Origin of the sequence: Comamonas resistens, assembly GCF_030064165.1 — a bacterium.
Lineage (GTDB): Bacteria > Pseudomonadota > Gammaproteobacteria > Burkholderiales > Burkholderiaceae_C > Comamonas > Comamonas resistens.
Window position 1 is genome coordinate 2749502 of record NZ_CP125947.1, and the last position, 13211, is coordinate 2762712.

At 60.4% G+C, this 13211-nt stretch carries 16 protein-coding genes and 1 pseudogene; 12 read left to right on the forward strand and 5 right to left on the reverse strand.

The window, feature by feature from the left end:
* Positions 1–13: 13 nt before the first annotated feature.
* Entirely contained in the window at positions 14–343 is a 330-nt protein-coding gene (locus QMY55_RS12845; protein WP_283484598.1) for a YnfA family protein, read from the reverse strand.
* A 62-nt stretch (positions 344–405) separates the two neighbouring features.
* The gene (locus QMY55_RS12850) at positions 406–3570 is read right to left on the reverse strand and encodes a bifunctional diguanylate cyclase/phosphodiesterase (protein WP_283484599.1); all 3165 of its coding nucleotides are present in this window, start codon (positions 3568–3570) and stop codon (positions 406–408) included.
* Positions 3571–4042: 472 nt separating this feature from the next.
* Between QMY55_RS12850 and QMY55_RS12855 the strand changes: the two genes are divergently transcribed.
* Positions 4043–4543: a flavodoxin family protein gene (locus QMY55_RS12855; protein ID WP_283484600.1), complete on the forward strand. Its 501-nt coding sequence runs from the start codon at positions 4043–4045 to the stop codon at positions 4541–4543.
* 85 nt (positions 4544–4628) lie between these two features.
* Positions 4629–5339 carry a prepilin peptidase gene (locus tag QMY55_RS12860; RefSeq protein ID WP_283484601.1) on the forward strand — a complete coding sequence of 237 codons (711 nt, stop codon included), beginning with the start codon at positions 4629–4631 and terminating at the stop codon, positions 5337–5339.
* A gap of 62 nt (positions 5340–5401) precedes the next feature.
* Here the strand turns inward: QMY55_RS12860 and prfH are convergent, their stop codons facing one another.
* Both prfH and QMY55_RS12870 read right to left on the reverse strand, forming a co-directional pair.
* Positions 5402–5995 (reverse strand): peptide chain release factor H, encoded by a 594-nt coding sequence (gene prfH, locus QMY55_RS12865; protein WP_283484602.1) that lies wholly within the window; start codon positions 5993–5995, stop codon positions 5402–5404.
* Positions 5986–7140, reverse strand: coding sequence for an RNA ligase RtcB family protein (locus QMY55_RS12870; protein ID WP_283484603.1), 1155 nt, complete (start codon positions 7138–7140; stop codon positions 5986–5988). The genes prfH and QMY55_RS12870 overlap by 10 nt, the downstream gene beginning before the upstream one ends.
* A gap of 238 nt (positions 7141–7378) precedes the next feature.
* On the opposite strand from QMY55_RS12870, the gene QMY55_RS12875 reads away from it, so the two are divergent.
* From QMY55_RS12875 to QMY55_RS12915, 9 genes and pseudogenes are all read left to right on the forward strand, one after another.
* Complete coding sequence (locus QMY55_RS12875; RefSeq protein ID WP_283484604.1) at positions 7379–7645, forward strand: hypothetical protein; 267 nt, start codon at positions 7379–7381, stop codon at positions 7643–7645.
* A complete protein-coding gene (locus tag QMY55_RS12880) occupies positions 7638–8366 on the forward strand; it encodes a DUF6348 family protein (RefSeq protein WP_283484606.1) in 729 nt (242 codons plus the stop codon). The genes QMY55_RS12875 and QMY55_RS12880 overlap by 8 nt, the downstream gene beginning before the upstream one ends.
* A gap of 10 nt (positions 8367–8376) precedes the next feature.
* Positions 8377–8634, forward strand: coding sequence for a hypothetical protein (locus QMY55_RS12885; protein WP_283484607.1), 258 nt, complete (start codon positions 8377–8379; stop codon positions 8632–8634).
* 10 nt (positions 8635–8644) lie between these two features.
* Positions 8645–9007, forward strand: coding sequence for a hypothetical protein (locus QMY55_RS12890; protein ID WP_283484608.1), 363 nt, complete (start codon positions 8645–8647; stop codon positions 9005–9007).
* A complete protein-coding gene (locus tag QMY55_RS12895) occupies positions 8997–9314 on the forward strand; it encodes a hypothetical protein (RefSeq protein WP_283484609.1) in 318 nt (105 codons plus the stop codon). The genes QMY55_RS12890 and QMY55_RS12895 overlap by 11 nt, the downstream gene beginning before the upstream one ends.
* Entirely contained in the window at positions 9314–9688 is a 375-nt protein-coding gene (locus QMY55_RS12900; RefSeq protein WP_283484610.1) for a DUF6331 family protein, read from the forward strand. Before QMY55_RS12895 ends, QMY55_RS12900 begins: the two co-directional genes overlap by 1 nt.
* 114 nt (positions 9689–9802) lie before the next feature.
* A pseudogene (locus tag QMY55_RS12905) lies at positions 9803–9979 on the forward strand (PrpF domain-containing protein); the annotation flags it as partial.
* 216 nt (positions 9980–10195) lie between these two features.
* Complete coding sequence (locus QMY55_RS12910) at positions 10196–11452, forward strand: DUF6138 family protein (RefSeq protein WP_407650693.1); 1257 nt, start codon at positions 10196–10198, stop codon at positions 11450–11452.
* Positions 11453–11499: 47 nt separating this feature from the next.
* The gene (locus tag QMY55_RS12915) at positions 11500–11931 is read left to right on the forward strand and encodes a hypothetical protein (protein WP_283484611.1); all 432 of its coding nucleotides are present in this window, start codon (positions 11500–11502) and stop codon (positions 11929–11931) included.
* Positions 11932–12091: 160 nt separating this feature from the next.
* On the opposite strand, the gene QMY55_RS12920 is transcribed toward QMY55_RS12915, so the two are convergent.
* The gene (locus QMY55_RS12920; RefSeq protein ID WP_283484612.1) at positions 12092–12574 is read right to left on the reverse strand and encodes a VOC family protein; all 483 of its coding nucleotides are present in this window, start codon (positions 12572–12574) and stop codon (positions 12092–12094) included.
* A 287-nt stretch (positions 12575–12861) separates the two neighbouring features.
* Between QMY55_RS12920 and QMY55_RS12925 the strand changes: the two genes are divergently transcribed.
* Entirely contained in the window at positions 12862–13209 is a 348-nt protein-coding gene (locus QMY55_RS12925) for an ArsR/SmtB family transcription factor (protein ID WP_283484613.1), read from the forward strand.
* Positions 13210–13211: the final 2 nt, after the last annotated feature.

Sequence of the window (13211 nt, forward strand, 5' to 3'; positions counted from 1 at the left end):
TTTTTATGGTTTTTCAAGCCCGAGGCTGAAAAGCAATCAGGCCCGCACCCAGCAGGCACACCACAACACCGGCCATATCCCAGCCGCTGGGCTTCACGCCATCGACCAGCCACAGCCAGACCAGGGCCACGCTGATATAGATGCCACCATAAGCCGCATAAATGCGTCCCGAAGCCGAGGGGTGCAGCGTCAGCAGCCAGACAAAAGCGGCCAGGCTCACGACGGCCGGCAGCAGCAACCAGACGCTTGCCCCCTGCTTGAGCCAGAGCCAGGGCAGATAGCAACCGAGAATTTCGGCCACAGCAGTCAAGGCAAACAGCAGCAAGGTCTTGATTTCGGTCACGGCAAAAGAGTCAGCAAACACAAAGCGGCATATTGTGAATCAAGACACCGCCCGTCAGCAGCTCAGCGCATCGAAGACGGACTCAGTGCCGGCGCACCCGCTCCCGGCACAACACCATGGGTGACCAGACGCTCAAGCTCCTGCGGCGGCACGGCGGGGCTCATCAGATAGCCCTGCCAGGCATGGCAGCGGATGCCCTCCAGAAAACGGCACTGCGCCAGCGTTTCCACGCCCTCGGCAATCACATGCAGACCCAGGCTCTTGGCCAGCGCCACGATGGTGCGGGCAATCGCAGCATCGTTAGGGTCGGTCAGCACATCGCGCACAAAGCTGCGGTCGATCTTGAGCTGATCGAGCGGCAGGCGCTTGAGATAGGCCAGGGACGAGTAGCCGGTCCCAAAGTCATCGAGCGAGAAACCGATGCCATAGGACTTCAAACGCGCCATCTTGGCAATGGTGCTGTCCACATCGGTGACCAGCATGCCCTCTGTCAGCTCCAGTTTGAGCCTGCTGGCATCTGCTCCATGCTCTGCCAGGGCCCTGAGTACCTGATCCACGAAGTTCGGCTGCAGAAACTGGCCGGGACTCACATTGACCGAGAGCACCAACTGGGCATAGCGCGGATGCTGGGCCCATCTGGCCAGTTGACGGCAGGCAGCCTCCAGCACCCATTCGCCCAGTTGCAAGATGAAGCCCGTTTCCTCGGCCAGCGGAATGAACTGCGCAGGAGGTACATAGCTGCGCACAGGATGCTTCCAGCGCAGCAGGGCTTCGGCACCGATGACCCGGCCCATCTCCACCTGCGGCTGATAGAACAGCTCGAACTGACCAGCCTTGAGTCCGGCCCGCATGTCCTGCTCCAGCGTGCGCCGCTCCTGAAGCGCCGACTGCAGCTGCGGGTCGAAGAAACAGTGGGTATTGCGGCCCTGACTCTTGGCCTGGTACATGGCCATCTCGGCGCGGCGCAGCACCTCTTCCACCTTCATCGGCTGACCGCCGAAGAGACTCAGACCCACGCTTACCGTGATCTGGCGCAATGCACCCGCAATCTCCATGGGCTCGCTGAGCAGCTTCATCCAGACATTGGCCTCATGCTCCAGCCGGGTCGCGGCGGCCACCGGGTCTTCGCCCAGATCCTCCAGCAGCAGCACAAAATCATCACCACCCTGGCGCGCCATGGTCGCCCCCGCAGGCAGTTGCGCCTTGATGCGCTGGCTCATGCCGACCAGCAGGAGATCGCCCAGCTCCAGGCCGAAGTCCGCGTTGAAGGCCTTGAAGTTATCGATGTCCAGCAGCACCACACCGCCGAAGTGCTGACGCCGCAAGCAGGTCTCCAGTGCCTGCTGCAATCTGTCGGCCATCAGGCGGCGATTGGGCAGATCGGTCAGTGCATCATAGAAAGCCAGGCGTTTGACTTCCTGCTCGGCGGCCTGGCGCAGACTCTGATCCTGCAGCACCATGAGGCAGCCATCCTCCTGCATCACCCCCGACACCAGCACCGGCCGGCGCAGGCCGTCCATGCCCAGCAGTTGCATCTCCTGCACCTCAATGGTGTAGCCCCCCGGCCCTCCCAGCTGCGCGTCCACCGGGGAGGACAGGCTTTTCTCGGACTTCAGGACGGCCCGCGCCTTGCTTTGCGCGCTTTGCCAGCGCTGCACCACACGCTCGTGCTCGGCCATGTCGGGATACATGCGCCGCCACCATTGCGCCGCGCAGTGCTCGGGAGATCCGCTCTGGCCGGCCAGACGCAGGAACTCCTCGTTCCAGTAGACAAACCGGCCCTGATGATCTTCCATGACCAAGCCCACGGGCAGGCGCTGCATGAGATTGCGCAGCTGTTGATGGCCCTCGCGCTCCATCTGTTCAAGCCGCTTGCGCCCGCTAATGTCCTGCACCAGCACCAGAATGCGCCTGGCCTCTTGCGAACCATCGAGAAAAACGGTCAGCTCCACCCAGAGCTGGCTGCCATCACGGGCACGCAGGCGGAACTCACCCGAACCATGCGGGAACTGCTGCAGGTTGACCGTGTCCATCAACGATGCGCAGCCCGCCCGGTCTTCGGGAGCGAGCATTTCCAGCACATTGCGCGAGACCAGTTCCTGCTCGGCATGGCCTGTCAAACGGCAGTAATGCGCATTCACCTTGAGGATGCCGCGACTGTCCAGATCCACTTCCACCACGCCCAGCGCAGCCTGCTCGCACATGGCATGAAAACGTGCATCGCTTTGCTTGTGTGCCTGCTTTGAAGAGCGTATGCGCCGCAGCCAGCTGAATCGGCTTTGCCACCAGCCCGAAATCCCGAAGGCCGCCAGCAAGCCCAGCAAAGCTCCCAAGGCAAGAACAGCCCAGGGCATGGCCTTCTCCAACCAGGCAGTGCTGCCTATCGCAGACTTGAACTGCAGCAGCCAGACCCGGTCATAGACATGCAGCCTGCGCTCCAGCGGGAGTGCGGCCGCGAAATCGGCGTCTTCCGTGTTGGCAGCCCAGATCGAACCGGTGTAGAGCGTTTTCTCCACCACCGGCCCGGCCCCGGCAGCGCCAGATGTCTGAATCGGCCCCAAATCCTGGATCTTCAGCGCCACATGCGGATAGACATTGGCGGGCACCAGACCGAGGGCAAAGTCGGACAGGCGCACCGTGGCATTCACGATTCCCTGCAGCTGCGGCACCGCCTCTTCACCCTGGCTGGATTGCGGCCCGAAGACGGGACGCCGCAAAAGCACTCCCAAGGGACTGCCTGAGACCTGATGAAGATGATAGGCACCGGAAACAGCCATGGAGCGGGATCTCCAGGCCGACTGTAAAGACTGCCAGACGGCGGCCGCCGGCCTGACGTCATGACCTTTGAGCATCTCATTGCCCTTGTAGGGCCACACAGCCGAGGTCTCGAAGTGAAAAGGCGGCTCCCCCGCATCCGCATGGGGGTTGGGTTCGGTCACCCTTGTCAGGCTCAGGGCCTGCAAGCCATGCAGCCGCACCTGCGATAGCGCATGGTGTGCCTGCTGAGCAAACAGCTGCGGGCTCTCATTGACGCTGCCGCTCAAGGAGCTGCTCAATTGTTCCAGCACATCGGCATAGACCGCCAGGCGCTGTTCCAGCGCCTGCACTGCAAGCTCGGCACCGTTTTGCAAACGCAATTGGGCCCGGCTTTGCATGCTGCTGTGCAGTTGCCAGGCTCCCATCGCGCCACAACCCATACCCATCGCCAGCGCTGCCAGAGCCAGCATGGAACGATGTCTTTCCAACGATGAACGAAGAACGAAACGCGACATGCGAGGAAACGGAACCCGAATATGAAAAGCCGCCCGTCCTGCCATCCGAGCGCACCGGCTCAGATGTCCAACGGCCGAAAGCAGAACGTTGGCGCACAGTTTGTAGGAATCAACTTACAAAGCCATGACCTTAGCGCCAAGTGATTTCCCTGAGACTACAGCGCATCTTGCCTGAGGACATCGGCTCTACCAGCCTTCATCGCAGATGAGCGCATAAGAAAGCGCTTCAAAATCAAGAGCATTTCATGCATCTCGCCCCTGACGAATGTCAATTTTTGTGAATATTTCAGGCGCTCGATCCGCGTTTCTTTTTTGCAGAACTGTTTCTTTTTAACAACGAATTGTAATATTCGGGGTTTGAACCCTTCGGCGCATCGCAGACCTCGGCCTTGAAGCATTCGGGCAACAGCGGACAATGACAGGCATCATGGCCACCATCACCAGCCTGCTCATCGTCTATCACTCTCTGACCGGAGGCACCCGGCAGATGGCCGAGGCTGCAGCGACCGGCGCGGGTACCGAAACGGGGATGGAGGTGCGGCTCTTGCCCGCCCATCAGGCCGGCCCCCAGGATTTGCTGGCAGCGCAGGGCTATCTGTTTGCCGCGCCAGAGAATCTGGCTGCAGTGAGCGGCATCATGAAGGACTTCTTTGACCGCAGCTACTACGGCGCGCTGGATCGCATTCAGGGCCGCCCCTATGCCAGCCTGATCTGCGCGGGCAGCGATGGCCGCAATGCCGCACGGCAGATCGAGCGCATCTGTACTGGCTGGCGACTCAAGCCCGTGGCCGAGCCGCTGATTGTCTGCACCCATGCCCAGACACCCGAAGCCATACTCGCGCCCAAGCACATCACCCCCGAAGAGCTGCTGCGCTGCAGGGAGCTGGGGCAGTCAATGGCAGCGGGGCTGGTGATGGGTATTTTTTAAGCAAGCAGCCCATCCCTCTGCAGCCCTCGGTCCAAACGTGCTCTGACAAGCACACAATCACGGCTCAAACCATCGTGACCTTGCCATGACACCTTTTATCGCCGCCATTTTGGGCGGCATTTTGTGCGCCCTTATCGCTGCAGCATTTCTGACCCCTCTGACATTCCGCATTCCTCTGGGTATTTCCCGTCAATGGGCACGTGAAGTCGATGAATATGCGGAGCTTGAACTCAGCGGAGACAACCTCGCCGCCGCCCCACTCACACGCACTCAGTCGGTGCTATTGATTCTTGCCTCTGCTCTACTGGGCTGCGCTACGGTAGCCACAAAGGGACTGCAAGCGGAAGGCATGGCACTGGCCTTCTACTTTTTGAGCCTTCTGCTCCTGGTCGCCATCAATATGAAGGCCCTGCTGCTTCCAGACATCGTTGTACTGCCAGTCCTCTGGGCCGGGCTGCTCTATCACGCTCAAGCAGGTTCAGCTGCCGAGCATATCTATGGTGCAGCTGCCGCCTATCTGGCGCCGTTTCTGCTGACGACCGCACTGCAGCGCTTTACCGGAAAAGGACTCATAGGCCATGGAGATCTCAAAACCATGGCCATGGCAGGCGCCTGGTTCGGCCTTGCGAGCCTGCCCTTGTTTTTTATGGGATTTGTTGCGGGATTTGCGCTTTGGATTGTGCTGCTCCTGATCAGAGGCCAAAGAACCCAAGGCCCAATCTGCAGCGGCCCTGCGCATTTGGCTGGTGGGTTGACGGCGGCGTTTTGCAGCATGCCCGTCGCCCCCTTTACCTGATGGCAAAAAAGCCCCAACCTGGAATTGAGGCTCCAAGCTGAGGGCTTCTGCCTTTCACCTCCTCAAGCGCGCATCAGCTTGACAGGGCTGCCCCGCTCCACCTGCCAGTGCTGCTGGCTACGCTGGCGGGCCGACTGCTGCAGGCTCTGTTCCTGCCGCTGGGCCAGCTTCAGTGCAATCAGCTCGCGCGCCAGGCGCTTGTTGGCATGCTGGCTGCGCTCCGTCATCACCTTGACGGCAATGCCACTGGCCACATGGACGGCATGCACAGCAGAATCCGTGGTGTTCACATGCTGGCCACCCTTGCCTGATGCACGGCAGGCCTGAAAAATGATTTCACCTTCTGCCGGCAGCTCCTTGGGAGCTTCACATCGCTGCACGGCCACAAACCAGTTCTTGCGCGGATGGTGGGGCCTGAACGGACTGGCAAACACCCATTGGACGGTGCCCAGCCATTCGCCAAGCCAGGCGGGCATGGATTCGGCCTCGACCCTCAGCAGCGCCGATTTGCAGCCGGCAGGCGTGTGGTTCTCTTCCAGCAATTGCATGCCGATACCCTCTCGCTCGGCGCTGCGCAGCAGCTCGCGCAAGGTCAGGCGTGCCGCATGCTCGCATTCGGTCGGCCCATGCGCGGCCGTGATCTGTATCAGCAGCATTGCATGGCTCCCCTCTTGTAGGTCAGCAGCGGCCTGAGCCGCGCTACCAGGGTCAGCAAGCCCGCTTCCTGCAGACTGGCAATCACGCCATCCACGTCCTTGTAGGCCTGCGGCGCTTCTTCATAGATCAGCTCGCGGTCTGCGCAGACCACGGCGCTGTCAAAGCGCGTCTGCTGCAGATCGGCCAGCGAAAACCTGGGTTTGAGCCTGCCCACGCAATCCGAACGGGCCCATTTGCGCCCCGCGCCATGGGCCAGCGAGTGCAAGGCCTCATCACGCTCTGAGGCAGGCCGCACCAGATAGCTGTAGTCGCCGCGCGATCCGGGAATCACCACCAACCCCTCATCGGCCGGCGTCGCACCCTTGCGATGCAGAAAACCTGATTCGCCGCGCCATTCGTGGCGCTGCACATGGTTGTGGCTGATGTCCAGCACCAGGCTCAGCTCCATACGCAGTGCGCGCGCCATGCGTCTGGCGATCATGCTGCGGTTGAGCTGGGCATAGGCAATGGCAGCCTCGTGCTGCTGCCAGTAGGCCCGGGCCTCGGGAGTTGCTGCCGCCAAGCCGTCATGGTTGAAACGCTCCACATGCTCGCGCAAGATGGTGCCACCCAGCCCGCGCGATCCGCTGTGCACCATCAGGTGCACGCACTTCTTGTCCAGCGCGCCTTCCTCATACAGCGTGTCCACGGCTTGCAGCTCGGCAAAGTGATTGCCGCCGCCGATCGTGCCCAGGCTTTGCTGCAGAGCTTCTGCCGTGGCCACACCGCAGCGCTGCGCCAGCGCTTGCAACTGAGCCATGTCGACCTCCTCCAGCAATGCTTCGGTCAGTGGTCCGTCAATCACTCCCAGCGCTTTTTCCAGCTTGCTGGGCGATGTCTTGTGCACCCGCAAACTGGTGGCGTGCAGAGCCATGCCGCAGCCTATGTCACCACCGACCAATGCCGGGTAGAAGCGTCCCGTTGAAAAAAATGCAGCCCCCACGGGATAGCCGCGCCCCGGATGCAGATCCGGCAGGCCTACGGCTGCACGAATGCCCTGCAGATTGCGTGCTGTGGTGTGGAGTTGCTCGATGGCAGCGCTTTCCATCCAGACGCTGCGGTTGGCGAACACCTGAACATAGGTGTCCATCAAAGAATTGCCCATTCAATGGCCTTTGAATCAATCTTGTCCTGAGTTGCCGCTGCGCGCACAGCGCAGCAGCCTGGTGCATGAATACATGCAGCAGCCGCAGGACCTCTGAATCAGAAGCCTCAAGATCAACGCGCAGCAGCACACCTGCCCAGAGATGGCAAGTGTTCAGACTGCAGCGTGAAAAAAGCGCGAAGGGCTCAGGCGGTCACGGCTGCAAAGGGCGTTGTCAGATGGGACATGGCTTTCTCCTTTGCGTGAATGGGATGGCGGCTATGCAGACCTTGTGTTCAAGGTTGCAAGCGTGAAGGAAGGCGATTCTAAAAAGCCTTGTCCTGCCGCAGCAAGCGCCTTGCCGCAAACTGTTGCGCATGTCACACAGATCTGGGCAACTATCAGATTCATAGCTGCTCACGCTTTGCCGCAAGGCGCTGCAACCGGTTTGACTGCAAAGACCGAATGCAGCGCCATCTCCATTACCATGGCAAACATCGCCTCTTTACCCAGCCACCATGACTGAATCCGAATCCTCCACTCTCACACTGCAGCAACTATTGGCCCATACGCTGGACGAACTGGGCATTGCCACTGAGGAACAAGGCCAGCGTCTGGTGCTGGAGGACGGCCTGCAACTGGTGCCCCATGTGGTGGACATTGCGGCGCAATCCGATGAGCACTGGCGTACCAGCACCGTGATCGAGGTCTACCACCCGCTGATCGAGGACGTGCTGTTCGAATACCAGCACAGCGGCGGCCGCTCGCAGATCACATCGCTGCACGACGGCTTCAATCAATGGGCGCGTATGGATCTGGTCACTCTGCGCGATGCCGTGCAACCCGAACTGCAGCGTCCCTCCATGGGCATTGGCTATACCGATGAAGCCACGGGCCAGCCCTATCAGCGTCAGGTCGTGCTTGGGCCAACGGGCCACTACCAGCAACGCCCGCCGGAAGCCTCGGCCTTGCCCGATGGTCATGAGGACGATGATCACGACTTCTGCCCCTGCTGCCTGTTCAGCAACAGCATGCAAGCATTCAGCGACCAGCTCCAAAGCCGTGAATTTCTGGGAGTGCGCCTGTATGCTGCGCGTGATTCGCAAGGCGAGATCAGCGCCGACTGCCGCATCAATGGCGAAGACTTTCCTGCTGCCCTTCCCTATCTCAAGGCCTATGTACAAACCTGGCCCGATGCCGGGCTGGAGTTTCGCAAGCAATACGTGGTCATTCGCAACCAGCCTTGACAGACCTGCGATGAATACTGCGCTGCTCGGCAGAATCCGCGACTTGCTGGCACAGGTACAAGCCGGCCAAGGCGATGCCAGCCAACTGGCCGACGCGCTGCGCGGCAATGCCCAGGCCATGGAAGGCCTGAGCTATGCTCAGCTACGCCAGCTCGAATCTCTGGCCGATGAGTTGCAGCAGGCCGCCGAACTGGAGGCCGATGGCTTTGAATCACCGCTTGCCGCCCTCATGGCGCACCTGCAGCAATGGCTGGGCAGCCACCATTAATCCGCAAACCATGGGCACTGAAACCTCGTTCCCCCTCCAGCGCCAGCACACCCTGAACGCCTTGCACCAAGCCGTCGATGGGCAGAGCAATGCCTGCTGCGCACCGCTCAGCGGCTTTGGCATGTTCGGCTGGATCCTTGAAGGCCCGGCAGACGCCGGCAATGCCATGCAGGGCGACCTGCGCTACGGCCTGGCCTATCTGGGCCATATGATCGACCAGGGTTTTGAAACCGCATTTGCCGTGGTGCAAGCCAGCCAGCCGCCGCTGGTCTGCCTCAAGACCTGGGAACCCGGCGAGGCCGAGCCACCCTGGCCAGCGCAGACCTGGAGCCTGATCCATCGCCACGGGCAGGAGCACGGCCATGGCCTTTGACCTCATGGTCGGCACGGGCTGGCGTGTCAAGGATCAACCCAGCATGGTCGGCACCATCGAATTTGACGAACTGCCGCAGCTCAGCCATTTGCTCAAGCGCCAGGACTGTTTCTTTCTGCACCGCATCTCCAATCTGTTTGAAGACCAGCAGTTTTCGGTCGCAGAAATCGCGCAGGCACTGGATCAGCTATTGCCCCTGCTGACCCGGCCCATGCCAGAAGCCGAGCGCGCCATGCTGCACAAGCTGATTGCCGTGCTGGCCTTTGCCCAAAGCCGCCGGCAGCCGCTGTTCGGGGTGGCTGACTGATGAGTACCGCGCCTCAATCCATCGATCTGGGCAACGGACAAAGCATTCCCATCCAGCCCTTGAGCACCAGGCCCGAACAAACACTGGACATGGATGCACTGGCCCCCGAGCTTGCGCCGTTGTGGGATGCACTGGAGACGATTTGCGTCACCGGCTGCTGCGGTATCGACGCGCTGGATCTCAGCCCCGAACAACTGGCTGCCGCCCGACCCAAGCTCGACACTGCGGCAATTTGCTCAGGCTTGCTGCAGATACAGGCAAGGCTGAACTGCCCCGACTTACCCTTGGTGGTAAGCCAGCGGCTCAATCAGTACCTGGACCGGGATGCAGCCCGGCAGCTGATCACCCATTTGCTGTACCACCTTGACGCCTAGAATGGCTTGCACCAGATTCATATTAAAAATAGCCTCAAACGCTGGTGAATCAAGCGCAAGCAGCTATAAAAACAGGGATTCCAGACGGCAGAGACAGCGAGGTTTGCACCGCAGATCAAAATCCCCGCCACTTATCTGCGCGGCGGCACCAGCAAAGGCGTGCTCTTCACGCGGCAGGACTTGCCCGAAGCCACGCGGCAAGCCCCCCTATGCGATGCCATCCTTCTATACGCCCTGGACCGCCCCGCCCCCCATGGCAAGCAGATCGACGGCATGGGCAATTCCGGCGCGCTGCACACCGCCCCACCCCATGGCACAACCCTGGTGCAGCAAGCACTGCATCAGTCCAAATTCTTTGATTTTCAGATTCCCATGAGCAACAAAAACTGGCTGGTCTTTGACGAAATCGCGCAGAACCCCAAGATTCAAGCCCTGTTCGACAGCGCTGTCGCGCAGATTGCCAGCGGCACCCCGCCCAAGCTGAACAAGCACTATCCCATCGGCTTCATGGTGGAGGGGCAAAAGCTGCTGGGCACTTCGGTGCTCGAGTACCGGCTCAGCCAGGAGCCCATTTCCAGTTTCTCTCATGCCAATATGCGCGACTTTGCCGAGAAAATGCGCACGCTGCTGGGCTGGAACGAGATCTCCTACCAGCTGCATCTGTGGGTGCAGGCCCATTTGCGCGACCCCTTCTTTGTCAACGAGGGCAGTGACTGGAACGAGCAATGGGTGCGCAAGCCCAATGCCGCCCCCGTGCAGCTCAGCACCGATGTGTTTCGCTTTGCCTGCGATGTGGCTATTGGCGACCTCAAATTCGGCCCCAGTTATGCCTATGTCAGCGCCGATCGGATCTTTGACTGGGCCACTCAGCTGGGCTCGGATCTGCCGGCCCGGCTCAAGAAGCATGGCACCGGCGATCTGCCCAAAGCCCTGGCCCAATGGGCGGGCCCGGGCGTCAGCGCCACGGCCAATGATGCGCTGGCCGTGATCCGCATCACCCAGAAGGAAGAAAGCGAAGCCGCCTATGGCCAGGTTCTCGACTATCTGATCGAACTGCTGAACACCACGGACTTTCCACGCTCCTACGCCATCGAATATCGCGGCCCCAGCAAGACCTATCTGCCCATCAAGGGCTTGCCCAAAAAAGGCGTGCACCAGCTGTTTGCCAGCGCAGCTGCCTATCCCGGCCTTCATGACAAAATTGCCGCCTATGCGCGTACCGCCATCAGCGAATTCGACTGGTACCAGAACCTCCAGGATGAAGACTGCGCCATGCCCGGCAGTTTTGCGGTGTTTGCGCTGGCGTTCATGGATACACGCTTCGCTCCGCTGATGCTGGACTATCTTCACACCGTCGATGGCGAGCACCAGTCGCTGCATGGCAGATTTGTCGAAGCCTATATCGACGCCCACGGCTTTACCGAAACGGGTATTGCCTATCTGCTGGCCTGTGCCGGCAATATCCAGCATTTGCGCCACCGCAAGAGCTATCCGGCCCTCATGGCCAACGCGCAAAGTCTGAGCGCACTGATCCGGGCCCGTCAGCAGCACATCAGCGATACGCCTTCAGCCAATGCCGCCCTGCGCGCGGCGCTGGAAAGCCGCAGTGCAGCAGAATCCGCCTTTCAGGAGGCACGCCACGCCATCTGGGGCGACGCCAGTAGTAAAGACAACGGCAAACGCCTGATCGAGAGCGCCCCGACCGAGCTACGCCCGCTCTACGAGCAGGTCTTTGCTCCAATCGCTTCGAGCAGACGGGCATAAACCTGCCCGCAGCGTATCTCCACCTCAACTGCAAAGGCCAGACCATCATGCTGAGTTACGCCATCCAGAAAGTCGGTTTCGACTTTGACCAGCTCGAGCCGCAAGGCCCCATAGACCTGACCGGTATGCTGCGTGCGATTGACGAGTTTCCCTGGCGCGAACAATTGCAGGATTGGAACGAAGAGCAAGACGGCCCACTGCCCGCGCTGGTGCTGGAATGCGAGGCCGAGCGGCGCCAGCTATGGATCACGGCGCTGGGCGAGGGTCTGGGGCAGGACTTTCAGCTGCAATCGGTCTCGACCCAGGTACGCAAAGGCTTGTTTGGCAAGCCCAGGCAGGAGCGCAATGTGCTCGTCTTCGAGGTGTTCAGTCGCAGCACACTCAACCAGCTCTGTGCACTGTTTTGCGAACGCGAATTTGACGCACTGGACCAGGAAGCACAGCGCCTGGCACGGCAGGCTGAGGATTACGAGGATTGAAGCGTTCCAGCATCCGACCCCACTCCATCTGGGGATCTTGGGCCACCGAGCCCATGCTTTCCTTTTGTCTTTGAATGTCAGAAGGCTTTGAAAATTAAAGCACAACCGCCTCTAGCGCTTATGGGGAAAGCGCCAAAAGCTATTTTTTCTGAAGCACTCATCAGCCCTGCACCGCCGCCTCGATGGCAGCGATATCAATCTTGCGCATATCCATCATGGCCGCATAGGCACGCTGGGCAGCAGCTGCACCATACGCGCCTGAAACCGCCTGCATCAGCACGCGCGGCGTGATCTGCCAGGAAATACCCCAGCGATCCTTGCACCAGCCGCAGGCGCTTTCCTGACCGCCATTGCCCACGATGGCATTCCAGAGCCTGTCTGTTTCTTCCTGATCGTCGGTGGCAATCTGGAACGAGAAGGATTCGTTGTGCGTGAAATGCGGCCCGCCGTTCAGACCGATGCAGACCACACCGGCAACGGTGAATTCGACCAGCAGCACATCGCCCTGCTTGCCGTCCGGATAGTCACCCGGTGCGTAATGCACGGCACCCACATGGCTGTCGGGGAAGGTTTTGGCATAGAACTGTGCGGCTTGCAGCGCCTCACCGGTGTACCAGAGACAGATGGTGTTCTTGGGGGACATGGCAGCTCCTTGGTCCGGGTCACAAGCCAGACATTGTGAAGGCTTGCGCCAGCGGCCGCCATCCCCCAACCCCTACACCTTCATGCGCCGCCACACAATGTCCTTCAGCCGGGCCACGCCCAGAGCACCAGCATCTGGCAAGCAAGAACTTCCGGGGCCCGCTGGAGCAGAAAGACCAGTAATCCAACACTGCCCTGCGCCCATCAGAAGAGCGGCTAACCCTTGTGCGCCCAGGCTTGCTGGCTTTTTTCTTTTTTTCAATTCAATATTTCAACTATCATTGAAATATGAATGAAGACCAAGTCATCAAATCACTGGCTGCGCTGGCCCACCAAGTTCGGTTGCGTGTCTTTCGCGCGCTGGTGATGGCTGGGGCTGAAGGTCTGACACCTTCCGTCCTGGCTGAGCAGTTGGAAGTGGCGTCCACCGCCCTGTCCTTTCACCTCAAGGAGCTGGTCAATGCAGGCTTGGTGGCGCAGGAGCGCATGGGCCGCAACCTCATCTATCGCGCCGACTTTGCGCGCATGGATGGTGTCCTGGGCTATCTGACCGAAAACTGCTGCGCAGGTGCTGGCTGCGGACTGAGCGCATCGACCTGCTGCCCTGTGGACGATACAGACAACAAAGGCTGCTAACC